Source organism: Flavobacterium sp. 40-81 (genome assembly GCF_001898245.1).
GTDB classification, from domain to species: domain Bacteria; phylum Bacteroidota; class Bacteroidia; order Flavobacteriales; family Flavobacteriaceae; genus Flavobacterium; species Flavobacterium inviolabile.
The window spans coordinates 36031-56821 of record NZ_MKTM01000030.1; the positions used below are offsets into that span (position 1 = coordinate 36031).

The 20791-nt window shown below is 41.4% G+C and carries 18 protein-coding genes; 10 read left to right on the forward strand and 8 right to left on the reverse strand.

All coding sequences use genetic code 11. From position 1 onward, the window contains the following. Positions 1–394 precede the first annotated feature (394 nt). The 8 genes from BGO42_RS11265 to BGO42_RS11300 all read left to right on the forward strand — a co-directional run bounded on the left by BGO42_RS11265 (position 395) and on the right by BGO42_RS11300 (position 9073). Positions 395–1153 carry a Rossmann-like and DUF2520 domain-containing protein gene (locus BGO42_RS11265; RefSeq protein WP_273246955.1) on the forward strand — a complete coding sequence of 253 codons (759 nt, stop codon included), beginning with the start codon at positions 395–397 and terminating at the stop codon, positions 1151–1153. Continuing rightward, on the forward strand, positions 1146–1673 hold the full coding sequence (locus tag BGO42_RS11270) for a KdsC family phosphatase (protein WP_177734562.1): 528 nt from the start codon (positions 1146–1148) through the stop codon (positions 1671–1673). The genes BGO42_RS11265 and BGO42_RS11270 overlap by 8 nt, the downstream gene beginning before the upstream one ends. Positions 1674–1713: 40 nt before the next feature. Beyond that, positions 1714–2640, forward strand: a complete 927-nt coding sequence (locus BGO42_RS11275; protein WP_273246954.1) for a geranylgeranylglycerol-phosphate geranylgeranyltransferase — start codon at positions 1714–1716, stop codon at positions 2638–2640. Further along, positions 2633–3220, forward strand: coding sequence for a Maf-like protein (locus tag BGO42_RS11280; RefSeq protein WP_273246953.1), 588 nt, complete (start codon positions 2633–2635; stop codon positions 3218–3220). Before BGO42_RS11275 ends, BGO42_RS11280 begins: the two co-directional genes overlap by 8 nt. A gap of 11 nt (positions 3221–3231) precedes the next feature. Continuing rightward, positions 3232–3759 carry a mechanosensitive ion channel domain-containing protein gene (locus tag BGO42_RS11285; RefSeq protein ID WP_177734565.1) on the forward strand — a complete coding sequence of 176 codons (528 nt, stop codon included), beginning with the start codon at positions 3232–3234 and terminating at the stop codon, positions 3757–3759. A 153-nt stretch (positions 3760–3912) separates the two neighbouring features. Further along, entirely contained in the window at positions 3913–4578 is a 666-nt protein-coding gene (locus BGO42_RS11290) for a hypothetical protein (RefSeq protein ID WP_273246952.1), read from the forward strand. Positions 4579–4668: 90 nt separating this feature from the next. Continuing rightward, complete coding sequence (locus tag BGO42_RS11295) at positions 4669–7167, forward strand: PIG-L family deacetylase (RefSeq protein ID WP_273246951.1); 2499 nt, start codon at positions 4669–4671, stop codon at positions 7165–7167. Positions 7168–7372: 205 nt separating this feature from the next. Beyond that, positions 7373–9073: a sodium:solute symporter family transporter gene (locus BGO42_RS11300; RefSeq protein ID WP_177734568.1), complete on the forward strand. Its 1701-nt coding sequence runs from the start codon at positions 7373–7375 to the stop codon at positions 9071–9073. Positions 9074–9079: 6 nt separating this feature from the next. Here BGO42_RS11300 and BGO42_RS11305 read toward each other — a convergent pair whose 3' ends face one another. Further along, positions 9080–9850, reverse strand: coding sequence for an alpha/beta fold hydrolase (locus tag BGO42_RS11305; protein ID WP_273246950.1), 771 nt, complete (start codon positions 9848–9850; stop codon positions 9080–9082). Between the two features lie 69 nt (positions 9851–9919). Beyond that, positions 9920–13225, reverse strand: coding sequence for an FIDD domain-containing protein (locus tag BGO42_RS11310; protein ID WP_273246949.1), 3306 nt, complete (start codon positions 13223–13225; stop codon positions 9920–9922). A 224-nt stretch (positions 13226–13449) separates the two neighbouring features. Here BGO42_RS11310 and BGO42_RS11315 point away from each other — a divergent pair, with 224 nt between their 5' ends. Continuing rightward, complete coding sequence (locus BGO42_RS11315) at positions 13450–13659, forward strand: hypothetical protein (RefSeq protein ID WP_177734571.1); 210 nt, start codon at positions 13450–13452, stop codon at positions 13657–13659. Here BGO42_RS11315 and BGO42_RS11320 read toward each other — a convergent pair. The 6 genes from BGO42_RS11320 to BGO42_RS11345 form a co-directional block, all read right to left on the reverse strand. After that, positions 13646–14698: an o-succinylbenzoate synthase gene (locus BGO42_RS11320; RefSeq protein WP_273246948.1), complete on the reverse strand. Its 1053-nt coding sequence runs from the start codon at positions 14696–14698 to the stop codon at positions 13646–13648. The genes BGO42_RS11315 and BGO42_RS11320 overlap by 14 nt on opposite strands. Before the next feature lie 171 nt (positions 14699–14869). Beyond that, entirely contained in the window at positions 14870–15547 is a 678-nt protein-coding gene (locus BGO42_RS11325; RefSeq protein ID WP_177734573.1) for a metal-dependent hydrolase, read from the reverse strand. A 10-nt stretch (positions 15548–15557) separates the two neighbouring features. After that, a complete protein-coding gene (menA, locus tag BGO42_RS11330) occupies positions 15558–16466 on the reverse strand; it encodes a 1,4-dihydroxy-2-naphthoate octaprenyltransferase (RefSeq protein WP_273246947.1) in 909 nt (302 codons plus the stop codon). A 34-nt stretch (positions 16467–16500) separates the two neighbouring features. Beyond that, positions 16501–18003 (reverse strand): PH domain-containing protein, encoded by a 1503-nt coding sequence (locus BGO42_RS11335; protein ID WP_273246946.1) that lies wholly within the window; start codon positions 18001–18003, stop codon positions 16501–16503. Then, complete coding sequence (locus tag BGO42_RS11340; RefSeq protein ID WP_273246945.1) at positions 17993–18553, reverse strand: PH domain-containing protein; 561 nt, start codon at positions 18551–18553, stop codon at positions 17993–17995. Before BGO42_RS11340 ends, BGO42_RS11335 begins: the two co-directional genes overlap by 11 nt. Positions 18554–18633: 80 nt before the next feature. Further along, positions 18634–19473 (reverse strand): 1,4-dihydroxy-2-naphthoyl-CoA synthase, encoded by an 840-nt coding sequence (locus BGO42_RS11345; RefSeq protein WP_177734576.1) that lies wholly within the window; start codon positions 19471–19473, stop codon positions 18634–18636. A gap of 70 nt (positions 19474–19543) precedes the next feature. Here BGO42_RS11345 and BGO42_RS11350 point away from each other — a divergent pair, with 70 nt between their 5' ends. Continuing rightward, entirely contained in the window at positions 19544–20662 is a 1119-nt protein-coding gene (locus BGO42_RS11350; RefSeq protein ID WP_273246944.1) for a C1 family peptidase, read from the forward strand. The last annotated feature ends 129 nt before the right edge of the window (positions 20663–20791 follow it).

A 20791-nucleotide genomic window follows, 5' to 3' on the forward strand; every position in this document is an offset into this window, starting at 1 on the left:
CAAAATATTACAATAAATAAACAGAACTTTCTAACACTGATTAAATCAACTTTCAAAAAACATAAAAAACATATTATGCGAACATTTATTTACTTTTATAAATGTATTACACATTTTGAGAATATACAAGAAAAAAATACACATAAATTGCAAACTCCAAATAAACTCCTACAAAAACATCTAATTTCCTGTAAAGCAATACTGTTAAAAATAAAAAAAATTAAAAAATGCTTACAAAAATTACCTAAAAGCAAAAAACACAATATTCTCATATTGCGAATATTTATAAAAAAGAAGCCGGAAGCATCCGTTCAAACAAAATCGTCACTTCCCTCTTGCAGCGAGATTCATTGGAATTGTTTACATAAAGAAGTATTTTTATTACTTTAGCATCATGATTAAAGTAGCTATTATCGGATCGGGAAATGTGGCCCGGCACCTGATTTCCGTTTTTGAAAAAACAGAAGTCATAACTTTAGTGCAGGCATTTGCCCGAAAAGCTGAAAATTTATCCGATTTACTGCCGTTAACGAAGATTATTTCAGATTATTCGGAGCTAAAAGATGCCGACATATATATCATTGCCGTTTCCGACGATGCCATTGCCGCGGTATCCGAACAACTGAATTTTACGAATAAATTTGTAGTCCATACTTCCGGCAGCAGCGGACTGGATATTCTGAGTCCTAAAAACAGAAAAGGAGTGTTTTATCCGTTGCAGACTTTTTCAAAAACCAAAGCGGTCAATTTCAGGGAAGTTCCCTTTTGCCTGGAAAGTGAAAACGAAGCCGATTTTGCCATCATGGAGGCTGTTGCCAAAGCAATATCCGAGAAGGTTTATGCGGTTAATTCCCGGCAGCGCCAGAGCCTGCATATCGCAGCGGTCTTTTCCTGTAATTTTGTAAACCACCTGTACCAGATCGGAAATGAAATCTGCACCGAAAATGAAGTCCCATTTGAAATTTTATACCCGCTAATACAGGAAACCGCCGATAAAATCAAAACCCTGTCGCCAAAAGCAGCACAAACCGGTCCGGCAAAACGCAACGACCGCAACACAATTGAAAAGCAACTTTCGTTCCTGGAAAACCATCCGGACAGAACAGCAATATACCAACTACTAACAGAATCCATACAGAAAAACAATGTCTAAGAGTTACAAAGAATTAATGAACGACATCACTACTTTTATTTTTGATGTCGACGGGGTATTAACCGATGGTACCATTCACGTTACCCAAACCGGAGAAATGCTCCGCAACATGAACATCCGTGACGGCTATGCTATGAAAGCCGCTGTCGAAAACGGCTATACCGTTTGCATCATCTCCGGCGGAAGCAATGAAGGAGTGCGTGTCAGGCTGCGCAACTTAGGAATTACCGATATTTATTTAGGGGTACCGGATAAAGTGGAAACCTTTGATGAGTTTACCGACATCTACAATATAAAAGCCGATCAGGTACTTTATATGGGCGACGATATTCCGGATTACCACGTGATGAAACTGGTAGGACTGGCTACGTGTCCGCAGGATGCTTCACCCGAGATAAAAGAAATCTGCCAGTACATTTCCCATAAAAACGGTGGAAAAGGCGCTGTGCGTGATGTTATCGAACAGGTTATGAAAGTACAAGGGAAATGGATGGAGCATTTTGATGCCAAATACGACTAATTCACACTTATAAAACAACCCAAAGCAATTCATACCGCTCATGCTCAATTTCTTAAAACTAATCCGCTACCAAAACCTGATCATGATAGCCTTAATGCAACTGTTGTTTCGTTACGGCTTCTTAAAGCAACAATCCGGCATTGCACTGGCCTTATCCGATTTTCAATACCTGTTGCTGGTTCTGGCAACCGTTTGCATCGCTGCCGGCGGATTTGTGATTAACAACATCATGGATCAGGAAACCGACAGTATTTCGAAACCCGATGCGGTGGTTGTGGGCAGATCCATTTCGGAAACAATGGCCTATAATATCTATATTGCCGTTACCGTACTGGGTGTCGGCATTGGATTTTACCTGTCTAACGTTATTGGGAAAGCCAGTTTTTCGACCTTGTTCATTGTAATTGCGGCTACCTTATATTTATATGCCACCAGTTTAAAGCAGAGTCTTTTAATCGGCAATATCATTGTTGCATTGCTTTTGTCTGTAAGCGTGATCATCATTGGTGTTTTTGATTTATACCCGGCTATCAACGACGGGAATCAGGCGCAGATGAGTGTGCTTTTTCAGATACTGCTGGATTATGCTTTATTTGCTTTTATCTTCAATTTTATCCGTGAAATCGTAAAAGATCTGGAAGACATGGACGGCGACTATAATGCCGGAATGAGTACGCTTCCTATCGTATTGGGCAAAGCCAGAGCGACAAAAGTAGTTTTTGCACTTGCTTTTATTCCTGTGTTGGCCCTTATTTATTATATCAACAAAAACCTTCTGGGATTACAGTTTGTACTGTATTATGCCCTGCTGTGTATATTAGGACCACTACTCTATTTTATCATTAAAATATGGAGTGCCAAAACTAAAACCGAATTCCGTTTTTTAAGCAGTCTTCTTAAAATTATCCTGCTTTTCGGAATACTGTCCATCGTGGTCATTACCCTTAACATGAAATACAATGCTTAAAGAAATTTTTAAGAATCATACGATCATTCTGGCTTCCGGATCACCAAGACGTCAAAACTTTTTTAAAGAACTGGATCTGGATTTTGAAATCCGTCTTAAAGAAGTAGACGAAATATATCCCGATTCCCTGAAAGCCGAAGAGATCACGGATTTCTTAGCCGAATTAAAAGCCGATGCTTTTAACGGAACCCTTTCCGATAAGGATATCCTGGTAACCAGCGATACGATTGTCTGGCACGAAGGCAAAGCATTGGGTAAACCAAAAGATTATGACGATGCTTTCCGGACCTTACAGTCCTTATCCGGAAAAACCCACGAAGTAATCACATCGGTAAGCATCCGGAGCAATGCAAAAACCGATACTTTTCACGAAGTAACCAGAGTTACGTTTAACGAACTGCCGGATGCCTATATTAAATATTACCTGGACAACTACAGTCCTTTTGATAAAGCAGGTTCCTACGGCATTCAGGAATGGATCGGACTGGTTGCCATTGCACGAATTGACGGTTCCTATAATAATGTGGTCGGACTTCCGGTGGACAAAGTCTTCCAACATTTGCTTACATTTGTAGTATAAACAATGTTGAAATGATCAATAACGAGTACACTACCCAAATCATCAGCTCCGTCATTACGCTTCTTTTCTTTGCCATTATCCGTTATCTGGCTACAAAAATTGTGAAGCGGTTTACCCTGTTGTCCCACACTATGGAACGACGCAGTAATCTGGTTATAAAATACATCAGTATCCTTATAGGTTCCCTGACGGTGTTATCGCTAACCGTAATCTGGGGTGTTAAGGCTGATGATATTCTTCTTGTGGTTTCCTCTATGTTTGCCGTAATTGGCGTTGCCATGTTTGCCCAATGGTCCATACTAAGCAATATTACCGCCGGGGTTATCCTGTTTTTTTCTTTTCCGTTTAAAATTGGCGATATTATTAAAATTCACGATAAAGATTTTCCCATTGAAGCCGAGATTGAAGACATTACTACTTTTCACGCACTCTTAAAAACAAAAGAAGGCGAAAGAATCACCTATCCCAACAACCTGCTGCTTCAAAAAGCCATCTCGATAATCACCCTTCATCATGAAGAAAAGGAATTTACAGACTAATTTTTAAAAAACAACAAACCCTTGTTTTTAAAAGGGTTACAACACAAAAAAGCCTTTTTTCATTCTGCAAAATCACCGCTCAATATTTTTTGGCACAATACTTGGAAATGGTTAAACAACCCAAATAATTTGTTTAATCAAAAAACTAAGATCATGAAAGCTATAAAATTAGTATTGTTAGGGATTTTATTCTTTACAAGCAGTATGAATGCCCAGGTCTCTATAAATGTAAATATAGGGACACCTCCGGCCTGGGGACCTACCGGGTATACCGACATCCGTTATTATTATATACCGGATATTGAAATGTATTATGACATCAACACCGCGATGTTCATTTATTTCAGCAATGGCGGCTGGGTAAGAACGGCTTATCTGCCGCGCCCTTACAGACACTATGATTTGTACAGCGCTTATAAGGTTTGCTTACATGATTATGGTCCCAACCCATACGTTTACTATAAAAGACATAAAGTAAAATATTACAGAGGTTACAGAGGTACACCACAAGTAGCCATCAATCCAAGACCAAGAGATGTAGAATACCGCGTGATTAACGACTCCCGAAGAGATTACGAATACAGAGACGACAGAAGGGACAATAATTACAGAGAACGAAAACACAACGATTTCCGAACCGAATACAGAACTGCCGACAACGGTAACAGCCGTAACGATGGAAAAAGTTTTGACAACGGAAACGGACGCGGCAACGGACGTGACTACAACAGCGGCGACCGCGGAAACAACGGCAACGGACGTGAATATGGCGGCGGTGATCGTGGTGGTGACCGCGGAAACGGACACGGAAGAAGATAATTTAAAAGCAAAGGCGTTTTTTTAACGTCTTTGCTTTTATTATTTAACAGAAGGAATAGTATATTTGAAAAGCCAACCTTAATGAATATTATGACAAAAAAATTACCTTTCTATTTTATATTTTTTATCTTCCTTACCCAGCATACTTTTGCACAACAGCCTAAAAAACCAACTCCTTCTGAGATTTACAACCAGATAGAAAAATTAAACTTTTTAGGATCCGCACTTTATATTGCAGCCCATCCCGATGACGAAAACACCCGTCTTATTTCATTTTTAGCCAACAGCAAAAAAGCCCGTACCGGTTATCTTTCGCTTACACGCGGTGACGGCGGACAAAATCTTATCGGAACAGAACTACGCGAGCTTTTAGGCGTTATCCGTACTCAGGAATTAATCGAAGCCCGAAAAACAGACGGCGGTGAACAGTTTTTTTCCAGAGCAAACGATTTCGGCTATTCGAAAGTGCCCAATGAAACGCTGGAAATATGGGATAAGGAAAAAGTTATGAGCGACATGGCGTGGATTATCCGGAATTTTCAGCCGGACATTATCATCAATCGTTTCGACCACCGCTCTCCGGGCACAACACACGGACATCACACCTCTTCGGCCATGCTTTCGCAGGAGCTTTTCACGTTAGCGGCAGATGCTTCATTTGAGCCTTCACAACTGAAATTTGTAAAACCATGGCAGCCCAAACGTTTATTCTTTAATGTTTCCTGGTGGTTTTTTGGCGGAAAAGACAAATTTGAAAAAGCAGACAAATCAAAATATGTCAACTTAAGAACCGGTGTTTATTATCCTTCACTGGGGAAATCCAATCAGGAAGTTGCCGCTTTGAGCCGCAGTAAGCACCAATCGCAGGGATTTGGTACTACCGGTGCCCGCGGGGAAGACATGGAATACCTGGAACTGATTAAAGGAAGTCCGTTAACGGATCAGCAAAATTTATTTGAAGGCATTGATACCTCCTGGAATCGCGTTAAAGGCGGTGCCCGCATTGGAGAAACCATCGATTTTATCTTAAAATGCTTTGACTTTAAAAATCCTTCCGCTTCGGTATATGACCTGGTAAAAGTGTACCAGCAGATTCAGAATTTAGAAGACAACCATTGGAAAACCATCAAACTGGAGGAAGTAAAAGCCATTATAGCCGAATGTTCCGGTTTATATCTGGAAGCAGTAGCCGAAAATCAATCGGTTACCCCGGGAAGCAATCTGAAAGTAAAATGGGAAGCCATTAACCGAAGTACGGTTGAAATGAAGCTGTTAAGCCTGGTTATACAGCCGGACAAGCAAACCATTGAGCAAAGTTTTCCGTTAAAGAACAACCTGTTTGAAAGCGAAACCATCAGCATTTCGATACCTAAAGATACTCCTTACACCTCGCCCTACTGGCTGAATGAAAAGGGAACCACCGGAATGTACTCTGTGAACGACCAGCAAAAAATAGGGATTCCGGACATTATCCGTAAAATTGCCATTACCTTCTCCATACTGGTGGAAGGCACCGAAATTCCGTTTACGAAAGAAATTATCTATAAATACAACGATCCTGTAAAAGGAGAAGTGTACCGTCCACTGGATGTAGTGCCGGAAGTTACTACCGAAATTTTAAACAAAGTACAGCTGTTTAAAGACCGGAAAAAACAATTGGTAGCGGTAAAAGTAAAAGCCGGAAAAGACAATTGCAACGGTACTTTACAACTGGAACTTCCTGCCGACTGGAAAGTGGTTCCCGAAACCATTCCGTTCCAGTTATCCCGGAAAGGAAGTGAAAAAACAGTAACTTTTGAAGTAACACCGCCCAATTATGCATCGGAAGCTGTAGCCAAAAGCATTGCAGTTGTTAATGGCGAACGTTTTGACAAACAGCAGATCCTGATCGATTATCCGCACATTGCCTTACAACAGGTTTTATTGCCTGCCGAAGCGAAGTTTACCAAAGCCGATGTGGAGATCAAAGGAAAAAACATTGCCTATATTATGGGCGCCGGCGACCAGGTTCCGCAGAGCCTGCAGCAAATGGGTTATACGGTGACTATTGTAAAACCGGAAAAAATAACCAGTAGTTTACTGGAAACTTTTGATGCGGTAGTGGTAGGCATCCGTGCTTATAATGTTGTGGAAGCCTTACAGTTCAAACAGCCTTTATTGTTCGAATATGTTCGCAACGGCGGTACGATGGTAGTCCAGTACAATACAACCGGAAGCCTGATAACACAGGATATTGCACCCTACCCGCTTGAAATTTCGTCCGATCGTGTAACGGAAGAAAATGCCACGGTTACCTTTTTAGATCCAAAACACAAAGTCCTTAATTTCCCGAACAAAATAACCGCTGATGATTTTAAAGGCTGGGTTCAGGAACAGGGCTTATACTATCCGGACAAATGGGGCAGTGAATTTACACCTGTACTGGAAGCTAATGATAAAGGAGAAACCCCTAAAAAAGGAGCTTTATTAGTAGCCAAATACGGCAAAGGATATTATGTCTATACAGGACTGAGCTTTTTCAGAGAACTGCCGGAAGGCGTTTCGGGAGCTTTCCGTCTTATGGCAAACATCATTGCTGTAGGGAAATAGTGTTAATAATCGAAATAGCGTAAATCTTTTTCGTATTTTCGAAACCAAGTATCGTAATACCGGATGCGCAGAAATCCGGTATTAAATTCAAAACAACATGACTGAAAAACCGAATTCCTGGAAAAAAAGCTACACTTTGGTATTAATACTAAATGCTTTCTATATACTGTTGTTTTATTTTTTAATGCAAATGTACGCCTAAACCATGCAGAGTATTGACTGGATAGTATTATCAGCAACCCTTTTATTCATTGTAATTTACGGTTCTTTAAAAACCAAAGGAAGTAAAAATGTCGAAGAGTTTATTCTCGGCAATAACGAAACACCCTGGTGGACCGTTGGTCTTTCCGTAATGGCCACCCAGGCCAGTGCGATTACCTTCCTCTCTACTCCCGGACAGGCTTATCATGACGGAATGGGATTTGTACAGTTCTATTTCGGTTTACCCATCGCGATGATCGTGATCTGTATCACCTTTATTCCGATATACCACCGTTTAAAAGTTTTTACGGCTTATGAATTCCTGGAACAGCGTTTTGATGTCAAAACCCGTTCGCTGGCTGCTTTTCTATTCCTTTTTCAGCGTGGATTGGGAACCGGACTAACCATTTATGCTCCGGCTATTATTTTATCCTCCCTGCTGGGCTGGAACCTTACTTTAATGAATATCATTATCGGTTTACTGATTATTGTCTATACTTTTTCCGGTGGAACGAAAGCGGTGAATGTCACGCAAAAACAGCAAATGTTTGTGATCATGACCGGAATGTTCATCACCTTTGTGCTCATTTTAAGCTATTTACCGGACGAGCTTAGTTTTAGTAATGCGCTGGGTATAGCCGGTGCCAACGGGAAAATGAATATTGTTGATTTTTCTTTTGATCCGGAAACCCGATATACGTTCTGGAGCGGTATTACCGGCGGTTTTTTCCTGGCACTTTCCTATTTTGGTACCGACCAGTCACAGGTTGGACGTTACCTTACCGGAAAATCCATTAAAGAAAGTCAGATGGGCTTAATCATGAACGGGTTGCTAAAAGTCCCGATGCAGTTTTTCATACTGTTAACCGGAGTTATGGTTTTTGTATTCTTCCAGTTTCACTCGGCTCCGCTGCACTTTAACCCGAATAACATCAAGATAGTAGAGCATTCCCCATACAAAGCGGCATATAAAAAACTGGAAGCACAGCTCGACCAGGTACAGGAAGAGAAAAAAGAGATCAGCATGCTGTATGTGGGGCAATTGCAGCAGGATTTTGACAATCCTATCTTACAGCAGAAAATGGTTTCCTTATCCAGTAAAGAAAAAGACCTGCGGGAAGATGCCAAAGAACTGATTAAAAAAGCGGATGTTAAAACCGAAACAAACGATAAGGATTATGTATTTATCCACTTTATCCTGAACTACCTTCCAAAAGGGCTTATAGGCTTGCTATTGGCCGTAATCCTGTCGGCAGCAATGTCTTCTTCCGCTTCGGGATTAAATGCATTAGCTTCCACGACAACGATTGACCTGTACAAAAGGAATTTAAAAACGGAGAAATCCGAAAAGCATTTTGTAAACGCTACCCAGCTTTTTACGCTTTTCTGGGGTTTAATTGCCATCCTGTTTGCCTGTGTGGGTACTTTATTTGAAAACCTGATCCAGCTGGTAAATATTGTTGGTTCCATCTTTTACGGAACCGTATTGGGTATTTTCCTGATTGCGTTTTATATCAAGTTTATTAAGGCAAAAGCCGTTTTTTGGGCGGCTATGACCAGTCAGCTGCTTATTTTTTACATCTATTATCTGGATGTGGTGAGTTTCCTGTGGCTGAACATTATCGGTGCTTTCCTGACGATCGTGCTGTCTTCCATATTACAGGGTTATCTGAATATGATTAAGAAAACCCCGGAAAACGTATAAGATTTTCTAAGACTGTAACGACTGTAGGAATCGGATCACCGGTTCCAGTGTCTGCTCCGGATTTTCTTTGTGCGGCGAATGGCCAACAGCCGGAATAAGGCATTGCTGTGCCCTGCCGCTCACCTGTTCTGCTATGGCACTCACTTGTTTTGTGCTGCCAAATTCATCGTTTTCGCCCTGAAGCACCAGTACCGGGCAGGTAATATTGGGTAAATATTTTTCAATGTTCCAGCTTCTGAACCGGTCCGAGAGCCAGGTTTCCGTCCATGCGCGGAACAGTCCGTCCACGTTATCGCCATGGTATTTGAACAGTTTTTCTTTCAGATTGGTGGTTGCATACGCTTCCACAGCTGCCCTGATGCCGTTTAGCGTAATATCTTCTACAAACACGTGAGCTCCTTCGGTAATCACCGCTTTAATCCGTTCAGGAAACATTGCCGCCGTTAGCAAAGCTATCGAACCGCCATCGCTATGCCCGAACAGGATTGCTACATCAATAGCCAGCATTGCCAGAAGACTGTCCAGCGTTTGGGCTTCTTTTTCAAGATAGTCGTTATGGCGTTCAATGATTGTAAAAGCATCCGATTCGCCATAACCCTGACGGTCATAGACCATCACATTGCACTGCGCTGCCTGTGCCAGTATATCCGGAAAGTTGCGCCATAGGGTGATGCAACCCAGGGAATCGTGTAGAAAAACGATATACGGTTTCGTATGGTCAATAGTGGCCGTGTACACGTTTAAGCGTACCCCGTCAACAAGTATGTGTCTTTTCATTTTCTGAATTTATTCCGGTATACCGCCTGTAAGCTTACGACCATACCCGTTTTGAATATTGAAAAACAGTTATCTTTTCAGCGTAAAATGGCCTTTTACTTCTCTTCCGTCCTGCAAATAAACCACATACCAGTAATCGGTTGCCGGAAGCGGCTGGTTGTTGTAAATACCGTTCCAGCCTTCGGAAGCTTTCATCTGTCTTAATAATTTACCGTAACGGTCAAAAATATTGACAATACTGTTTTTATACAGACTATTTGCAGCGCCTTTAATACGCCATAAATCGTTGTAACCGTCTCCGTTTGGCGTAAAGTATTTCGGAATGCCCAATACGGCCACCTGTTTTGCAATCGTACCGCAGCCGTTAAAATCCCGGATATAAACGGTATGGATACCGGTAGCAACATTGTCAAAGAAGTTGCTGTCCTGGAAAGGTCCGTCCGGTGCATCCATTCCATAAACATAATGGTTACTGCTTCCCGTTACATAAACCGTTATGGTATTATTTTCTGTTAAGTCTTCTACTTCTATAGCCGTTACCGTAGCCACATTGGACGGTTCTACCGTTAATGTCCTGATAGCCGAGCAGCCATAAACATTGGTCACCGCAACCGTATAGACACCCGGCGTGATCACACTGATCGTTGGAGTTGTCGCTCCGGTTGACCACAAAAACTGATAACCGTTAGCCGAGGCAATACCGCTTGTTAATATTAGCGGGGTTACCGGCTGGTCTGTACATAATTTTGGTGAAGCATCAACAGCCAGTGCCGGCAATCTTCGTATGTATAATTTTATTTCATGCACGCCTTCACAATCGTTATTACTCTCAACGCGGGCATAAACCGTCTGGAAGCCAACGGTTGTATTGGTAAAGGCTGTATTCAGTTCGTTTTGCTCCAGCAGAGCATCCGTAACCGAGCTGTAATATTTAACGGTATTGGTACTGGTTTCCAGTCCTAAACCTGTCAGGTTAAAAGTATAATAGCCATTATCCGAACAGCCATTCATAACCAGTTCCTGTGTAGCTATCGTATTCACGTGCAGCGAAAGCGTTGTAATGCTGTAGCAGCCGGTTTGGGTATCGGTAACTCTTACTGATATTTGCTGCGGATTGGAAATATTGGTATAAACCGGATTTAAAGGAGCCGTATTCGCTACTGCATCAGCATTGTTTAAAAAGAAGGTTGTTATCCGGTTAGCATTTCCGTTCGTCAGTACGGCATCGGCTTCATTCAGATTAAAAGTGGTAAACCCGTCCGGATTTAATCCGAAATCACATTGTACCAAGGTAGCCGGTGACACGACCGGAGGTGTATTGACCTTTAAAAAGAAGCTTTTGGTATTATAGCAATTGGTATTAGTGGTATTTTCTATCCGCACATAAATTTCCTGGCTGTTTGCATTGGTATTTGTAAACAGATACGGCAGTGCATTCGATCCGGCATCGGCATCGGCCTGTGTTGCATGAAAACTAATGGCGTGATCTGCGACATTCTGGGCTCCTAAAATTCCTGCGATTTTTGTCTGCAAATCAAATGTTTCAAAACCATTACTGCTGCTGTCGTCACAAAGGGCATAATCGGTTAGTACTGTGACAACCGGTTTTGGTGTTACCGTAACCTGGAAAGAAGTCACAGCAAAACAAGCGGAATTACTTCTATTCTGTACCCGGGCATAAAGCGTAAACGACGGCACCGTATTGGTAAAATTCGTCGGGTCTATTACATTCTGATTACTGGCAGCATCTGCCGGAGACAGAAAATACAGTACTTCAAAAACCGTTGGTGACTGCGTTCCTAAAATACTGCCGGTTTGCTGCTGTAAATTGATTTGGGTCAGGCCGTCGCTGTCGGAATCACAAAGCTGCAGGTTTCCAACCGGATTTGCCACCGGAACCTCATAGATGGTAATCGTTTCGGAATTGGTTACCGCATTACCATTGATCACTACGGTCACCGAAACCGGATAATCTCCGGGTGCCGCATACACATGCGTGGACGCTACGGCATTTGAAACCGGTGAAGCATCTCCAAAATTCCATTCGATACTGGTATAGGCCTGATTGGTTAGTGAGGCCGGCATAGTGAAAGTTGTCGTATCGCCAAAACAGGTATTGGCAACCTGAAAACTCGGATAAAATACCGAGGTTATAAAAGGCGGCAGCCCTAATGTTGCCAGTCCGCTGCTTAACGTAATGGCATTCATAACAAAACCGGCAAGACTACCCGTCTCTTCCGGATTGTTGATAACGCTCAGGTGTATGGTTGCGGAATTGGTAAAGTATATTTTTTTATCCGGTCCCAGCTGCAACGCTCCTGTAGCCGTAGTATTCGAAATATTCAATATCGAACCCGGAATATTAGCGCTTTCCAGATCAAACTGGGCAATACTATTAACATTGCTTTCTCTAATACTGGCGTATAGTTTTTTAGTTTCTGCCGAAAATTCAATTCCATACGCATTAACGGAATTAATCAGGGCAACAGGATTTGAAACTATTCCGGTATTTTTATCAAAATCGTATAAATAAACCGATCCGTCATTAGTTGTCTCCCCTGTTTCCGTACCGTTTTGAGAATGGGCTATGGCTAATTTCTGACCATTGGGCGATGCTTTTAAATACCCGATAGCGTTTCTCCTGTAACCGCTTAGTGTAATATACGGATCAACTGTCGAGACCACCGGTGTTTGTGAAACTCCGGTACTGGTAACTCTGAAAGCATAAAAACGGTTTATGAAATGGGTAATAACCCAATAACCGCCGGAAGCGTCTTTTACTGCCGTAATTTTTTCGGAGCATTTGTATTTTATTTCATCACCATTAGGATTGGTATCATAAGTAATAAGATGCTTGTTCCGGTTGGTAATATTACCAATACTTCCGTTACTTCCCGTTAACTGCAGGTTAACCGTGGAATAATTGAATCCGTTATTGTAGCCATCGTCCTGGCTTTCTGTAAATCCCGTATTACGGGCCGGATAGGTGGCAGCATTATCATGATGCGGCTCATCGACCGTAAAAATATAGTAGGTATTCGGGTCATTCGGTTTGGGAACAATTATCCCCGATTGTGTACTGGACGGGTCGCCAAATAAACCTTTACCACCAAAGTAGTCCCCGTTTGGCATAATCACGTGATTTCTGTCCCAGACAGTACGGCCATCGGTATAAAAAAGTAAATCGCCGTTTGCGTTAGAAATGGAACTGCATCCTTCGTTGGTCTGAATCTGTCCGTTCGTGAGAGAGGTTACCACTCCATTGGCATCAAAATGTATTCCGGCTCCGGCTCCAAAAAACCAGTTGTTGGCTTCTCCCTGGGCAAATAAGCCTGATGTATATAAAAATAGTATCAGAAAGTATTTTTTTATCATATAATTATAGAAAGGGATCAAATATAAAGTATTATCTGTTATTGTCTGCCGGTATACTCAATATTCACTAAAACATTAAAAACAAACAATTTGTAGTATAAATTGTTATTATTCTCTGCTTTTCATGAAAAATTAATAGCTAATCCATAAAAAAAAGGGGATTTTTCCCCTGTTTTGTCTTTTAGTGATCCACTATTTTTGTTCTAATAAAAATCGAATTTACAATGAAATCAAGAGGACTAACGGTTGTATACTTTTTAATGGCTATCTATTCGTTTACGCAGCTTTATTTTTATTTTGATAATCTGGATTTTACGACAGAATTATTCAATACATTAATCATACTGCTGACGATCATTATTACGCTGATTATTGTAGCTTCCAATATTACTGTTTTCATCATCCGTAAAAAACGATATCTTAACCGGAAATAAAGACGCTGCTTGTTTCCCAGCCGGTTTTACCCTGGTTATACCAAAGCTGGCCGTCAACTACTTCTAACGGGCATTCAAAATTATTCGTATATAGAGCACCAGTACCTAATCCTTGCGGCATCGGATTTTGTAACGTAAACGTCCACTGGGCAATAGCATTCAGCCCGATATTGCTTTCCAGTGCCGAGGTTATCCACCAGCCGATATTATGCTTTTCCGCAAGGTCTATCCATTCCTTTGAACCGCGGAAACCGCCAACCAGACTCGGTTTTAAAATAATATACTGCGGTTTTATCTGTACCAACAAAGCTTCTTTATCTTCCGGTTTAAAAATACCTATCAACTCCTCATCCAGCGCAATCGGAAAAGGAGTTTCCCGGCACAATTGTGCCATTACGGCAACATTGCCCTGCTTAACCGGCTGTTCGATACTGTGCAGTTCAAATTCGGACAGTTGTTGTAATTTCTCCAATGCCTTATCGTTAGAAAAAGCACCGTTAGCATCTACCCGGATCTCAACCGTTCCGGCATCAAAGTTATTCCGGATAAAAGCCAGCAGATCCAGTTCTTTCTGAAAATCAATAGCACCAATTTTCAGCTTGATACAATGGAATCCCTGGGCCAGTTTTTCTTCGATCTGCGTTTTCATAAAGGATTCTTCCCCCATCCAGACCAGACCGTTTATCAGGATGCTTTTCCGGGATCCGGTAAAATCAGACGGGAATAATAAAAAAGGATCCTGAGCGGCTAACGACCGGAATGCCATTTCCACTCCAAACTGAATGGACGGAAATTCCTGCAATGATTGCCAGAGTTTATCTTCTCCCAAATGGATGTTCCCGCAAACCCAACGCAGTTTTTCTTCATAGTCCGGCCGGTCATCCACACTGAGCGTTCGCAATATGCCACACTCGCCTATTCCTTTTTTACCGTCTTTTTCAAGCAGGATAAACCAGGTTTCTTTTTCAGTCAGTATACCGCGGGATGTCCCGGATGGTCTTTTGAATTGCAGGGTGTATTTTTGATAAGATGCTTTCATGGGGAAGATATACGATATATGATTTATGAGGGATGATATACGAAGTTTGATTTACGATATATGATTTGTGAGGTTTGATTTACGATATACGATATATGAAGTTAGGATACTTACTTCTAACCTCATATATCAAATATCAAACTCTATTAATGATACTTCTAACTTCTAATATCATAAATCAATTGAAGCCCCTATTTCCAGCAGCATCAAATCTTTTCCTTTATTGAAAAACTTGCGGATGGATTCTTCGTGGTTGATTTCGATATAGCCAAACGTATCAAAATGATAGCCTAAAACCTTATCGCATTCCAGGAAATCGGAAGCAATAATGGCATCTTCCACATCCATCGTAAAGTTACTGCCAATCGGTAAGATTGCCAGATCCAGTTTGGTGCGCATCGGGATCAGTTTCATGTCCATTGTCAATGCGGTATCGCCGGCAATATAGATGTTTTTATGTTCGCCTTCAATCACAAATCCGCCCGGTTGTCCGCCGTAACTGCCGTCCGGGAAGGAACTGGTGTGTAAGGCAATTACATATTTTACGGTACCAAAATCAAATTTCCAGCTTCCGCCGTGATTCATCGGGTGATACGAAAATCCTTTATTGCCAAAATGGCTGGCGATTTCATAGTTCGATACAATTACCGCATTCGTTCTTTTAGCAATGGCTTCCACGTCCAGGATATGATCGCTATGGGCATGTGTCAGCAGGATGTAATCCGCCTGAAGTGTATTAATATCAATATGTGCCGCTTTCGGGTTTCCGGTAATAAACGGGTCAACAAGAAGGTGTTTACCGCTAATCTCGATTCCTAAACAAGCGTGTCCGTAAAAAGTAATTTTCATAGTCGTGAGGTTAAAAGGTTAATACTACAGATAATAAAACCGCAAAAAGAAAGGTGCTTAAAGCGACCTTTTTAAGTTCCGGATCCAATGCTCCGGGTTCTTTATTGGCGGCTACTGTTTTTAAATGTTTCAATAAGGGAATATAGGACAGTACAAACAGGTATTGTTTCCACTCAAAACCGGAAAGGTAGGCAAACAGCAATCCTAAAATCATGGCCGTTACCACTATAAACAGGTGGTAATTTTTGGCATTTTGAGCACCAATTTTAACCACCAGTGTATTTTTACCTGCTTTTATATCGGATTCCCGGTCTCTCATATTGTTCAGGTTTAGAACGGCAACACTCAACAGGCCAATCGCAACAGCCGGCAGCAAAAGCTTATAATCAACCGCCTGTTCAAAAAGGAAATTGGTTCCTAAAACACTTACCAGTCCGAAGAAGATAAAAACAAACAAATCGCCCAATCCTCTGTATCCGTAAGCCGATTTTCCAACGGTATATTTGATCGCCGCCGTGATCGCCGCTAATCCCAATACAAAAAAGAAAAGTGAAAAGCCAAAGTTATCTTTTCCGAAAGAAGCATAAATCAGCGCTACAGCAATAATCAGCGTAGCAACAGAAACGATTATGATTCCTTTTTTCATCTGTTCCGGCGTGATCGCTCCGCTCTGTATCGCACGCTGCGGTCCTACTCTGTCCTTGTTATCGGTACCTTTTACCCCGTCGCCATAGTCATTTGCAAAATTTGACAGCACCTGTAAGCCCAAAGTAGTTAAAAATGCCAATCCGAAAATCAGCCAGTAATTCGTGTTATCCGAATATTGTTTGTAAGCATAAAAAGTGCCCACTAATATTCCTGAAATGGAAAGCGGTAATGTTCTTAATCGTGCGGCTTCAAGCCATATTTTTGCATTCATTTTTTATTTTTTACAACTTATAATTTCTTTTTATTTACATCCAGTTTTTATCTGATGCTTCCACCTGGTACAGCCAGAGATTAACCAGCTCTTTAATATGGGTATAATTTCCCAGATGGAACGACACATTACCACCGGCGGTATGCAGCGTAACGCTTCCGATATTCACACTTTTATGCCAAAATAGCTGACTGGTACTGATGGCCTGTATTTTGTGCGGTTCGATAATCTGATGTTCTATGTCCCAGGCGCCCTGCTGACTGATTATAAAATTTTCTGTCACAAACAGGCGACTGTTTCTAAAGCTGAAATACAGCAATATTCCCGTAAACGTAATGTATAGCGGTACAAAAATAAGATATTCCTGAATTGGTAGTATGGTATACCGGTCTAAGAAAAACAAAACCGTTAGCGGTAGTATAATATAAAGAACCACAGCCACTACCAATCGTCTGTAATTGGGCAGTAATGCCACTCCTTTTTGGGGAATTTCCCGGAACAGCAAGGTTAGTATTTCATCGCGTTCCCGTTCATTACATCCCGGTATTTCAATTGCCGATTTGTCTTTTTCGTCATGCGCATCGGCATTACCGGAAGCCTGACGGATTTTTATGTTCAGTACATTCATTTTCTTTTGCAGAAAATTTCTGCTGGTGGTAACCAACTGTACTTTTTCCGGCCGGATGATGGTGTTTTTTGTATTCAGCAATCCGTAAGACAATAAAAGCGAGCGTCCCTGTTTGGCCATTTTAAAGTCAAAATACTTGATGATGGTTCTGCCAAGGTTGATAACCAGTAGTAATCCAAGCAGCATGACAATAAAAATAGTTGCCGAATACATCGCTAAACTTTCATCAATATAGTTATTGATCTGGTCGCCTTCTATTTCGTTGCTTTTGGTGAAGTTCTGAATGTTTTCATAAACCGTTCCGAAGAAGGCAATCAGTAATGCCAGGCTTCTAACGTAATTAGACGTCAGTCCTATTTTGACAAGGCTTAAAAAACTGATACTGATAAAAGGTTCCTTTTCCGGCAAAACAGTGGTTTCCTCACTTTCCTGTACCGTTTTTGCAGCGGTTTGTTCTCCTTTGAGCAATCTTGCTTTTAATGCCTGTGCCAGTTCTTCCGAAACCGCTTTTATGACTGCTTCTTTTTTGGCACTTCCGGCAGTATCCACATCCAGCGCATGCACGCCTATTATTTTTTGTATAAAGGACTGGTTAATATTGACCTGCTGGATTTTGTTGAGCTGGATGGCAATCTTTGTTTTATTCAGTACGCCTTTATTGATGATAAACTCTTCGTTTTCTTCATCAATATGAAAGGTAAAGTTCCGGTATTGCAGGTAGGCAAAAACACCGATCACCGCTATAATCCCAACAATACCCAGCACCACATATACTTTGTTTACCTCGTTAAATTTAAAAAGCCAGACAAGCAGTATCGGCCATAAACCCCTGATTATTTTTTGGAACGAATCGGTAAACATGACCAACACGCCAATAAGTGACTGTCTTTGCGGTTGGTTAAAGTTCATCTTCAGACGGCGTTATGGCAGTTGTTTCTTTAGTGGTATGATTCAGTTTTGTCATCAGCAGTTGCTTGATGTTTTCGGCATGTTCTTTTTCAATTCCGGGAATATTAATGTCGCTGTCTCCGCCACCGGCAGTAAAGATCTCAATAGCGGCCAGTCCCAGTTTTCCGGAAACGAATCCCTGATGCAAGGCAACGTGCTGCACTCTGCTGTAAGGAATGATGATTGTTTTGGTGGCAATAACCCCGCTTCGGAACAATACATCATGCTGGCGGAAAGCAAATCCTTTTTTACGGAAGCTCAACAGGGAAAAGAAGGTCACAATTGCTCCGAAAACCGCTATTCCGATTCCTGTTCCCAGCAATAATTCCCGGGAAGCCAATTCCGGATTCACCACCAGCAATATCCCGGCTATCGCTACTAAAACGAGTATAAAAACGGCAATATGCAGTATGATGACCTTTTTATAATCCGGATGTAAAGCGGTAAACGGTACGGTTTCAAACCTGGGCAGTGTGGTGGTATCGATAGGGGTATTGGTAAATTGCTCCATTCTTGGGTCTGTATTTGTTATAAAACAATTGGCTTATGAAAATTCACAAGCCAATTCTAATGTTATTGCTTTTCACGCTGTTAAGGCAGCCATTTCTTTTCAAAGTTTGGCTTACGTTTTTCTAAGAACGCATCTCTTCCTTCTTTAGCTTCGTCTGTCATATAGGCCAAACGGGTCGCTTCACCGGCAAAAACCTGCTGTCCTACCATACCGTCATCGGTTAAGTTCATCGCAAATTTCAGCATTTTTATAGAGGTCGGCGATTTGGCTAAAATTTCCTGTGCCCATTCATAAGCGGTATCTTCCAGTTCGGCATGCGGGATTACCGCATTGACCATTCCCATTTCGAAAGCTTCCTGTGCCGAATAGTTGCGGCCTAAAAAGAAGATCTCACGGGCTTTTTTCTGACCAACCATTTTGGCAAGATATGCAGAACCGTAACCACCGTCAAAGCTGGTTACATCGGCATCCGTTTGTTTGAAAATAGCGTGTTCCTTACTGGCTAACGTTAAGTCGCAAACCACATGCAGACTGTGTCCGCCGCCAACAGCCCAACCCGGAACCACCGCGATAACGGCTTTCGGCATAAAACGGATTAAGCGTTGTACTTCTAATATATTTAAACGGTGCATGCCGTCATCGCCAACATATCCCTGATGACCTCTTGCTTTCTGGTCACCGCCGCTGCAAAACGAGTAAACACCGTCTTTAGAAGATGGCCCTTCTGCAGAAAGCAGCACTACTCCGATGGAAGTATCTTCCTGGGCATCATAAAATGCCTGGTATAATTCACTGGTTGTTTTAGGACGAAAAGCATTACGGACATCCGGACGATTAAAAGCGATACGCGCTACTCCATTGCATTTTTTATAGGTTATATCTTCGAATTCCCGAACTGTCTGCCAGTTTATTGTATTCATATTTTTAAATTTTACCGTAAAAATAAATCATTTTTTGCATTATCTTGCACTTCCAAAAAATTATAATGTAATGAAAAAAATTTTTGTTTCAGTAGCGTTCTTAGGGTTGATTTTTTCAGCACAGGCTCAAAAATATGAATTCCAAACAGTTACTAACTTAGAAGCTTTACCGGTAATCAGTCAGGGCAATAGCGGAACCTGCTGGAGTTTTTCGGCTTCGTCTTTTTTAGAGTCGGAAGTAATCCGTTTGACCGGAAAGAAAATTGACCTTTCGGAAATGTACCAGGTGCGCAACACCTATCCGAAAAAAGCGGAAAACTATGTAATGCGCCAGGGAAAAGCACAATTTGGAGAAGGCGGTTTAGCACATGATGTGATTAACAGTGTTGCCGAATACGGAATTGTTCCGAATGAGGCATTTACCGGATTAAACGGTACGTCAGACACCTATAATCACGCCGAAATGGTTGCCGTTATCGAAAGCATGCTAAAAACCTACGTTGACAATCCGGAAAAAAAACTTTCCCCAAACTGGAAAAAAGCCATCAGTGCCGTTTTAGACATCTATATAGGTAAGAATGTAACCGAGTTTACTTATGAAGGTAAAAAATATACGCCGAAGAGCTTTTTGGCAATGACCAAAATCAATCCTAAAGAGTATGTTACCATCACTTCTTTTACCCATGTACCCAATTACAGTACGTTTATTTTAAATGTGCCAGATAACTTTTCTAACGGAAGTTTTTACAACATGCCGCTGGATGAATTTATCAGCAATATCGACAATGCACTGGCAACAGGTTATACCGTTGAATTGGATTGTGACGTAAGTGAGCCTACCTTTTCCGGAAAATACGGTGTTGCCGTGATCCCGGAAAACAGCGAGGATAACAAAACGATCTTAACAGAGATCAAACCGGAAAAAGCAATCACTCCGGAATTCCGTCAGGCAGAATTTGAAAACCTTTCTACCCAGGACGACCATTTAATGCACATTGTTGGAAAAGTAAAGGATCAGAAAGGAACTGTTTACTATAAAGTAAAAAATTCCTGGGGAACCGATGCCAGCAGAGTTGCCAATGGCGGTTATGTGTATATGAGCGTTCCTTATATGAAACTTAAAGCGATATCGGTAATGGTTCATAAAGATGCGCTTTTAAAAGACACTAAAAAGAAATTAGCCTTATAACAATAAATTGTTTCAAATGAGTCGTCCTAAAATAGGTTGACAGATTTTAGAATAAAAATATATTAACCAGTCAGGCTTACCTGGCTGGTTTTTTCATGTATAAAATTAGGTGTTTTCATCATTAAACTC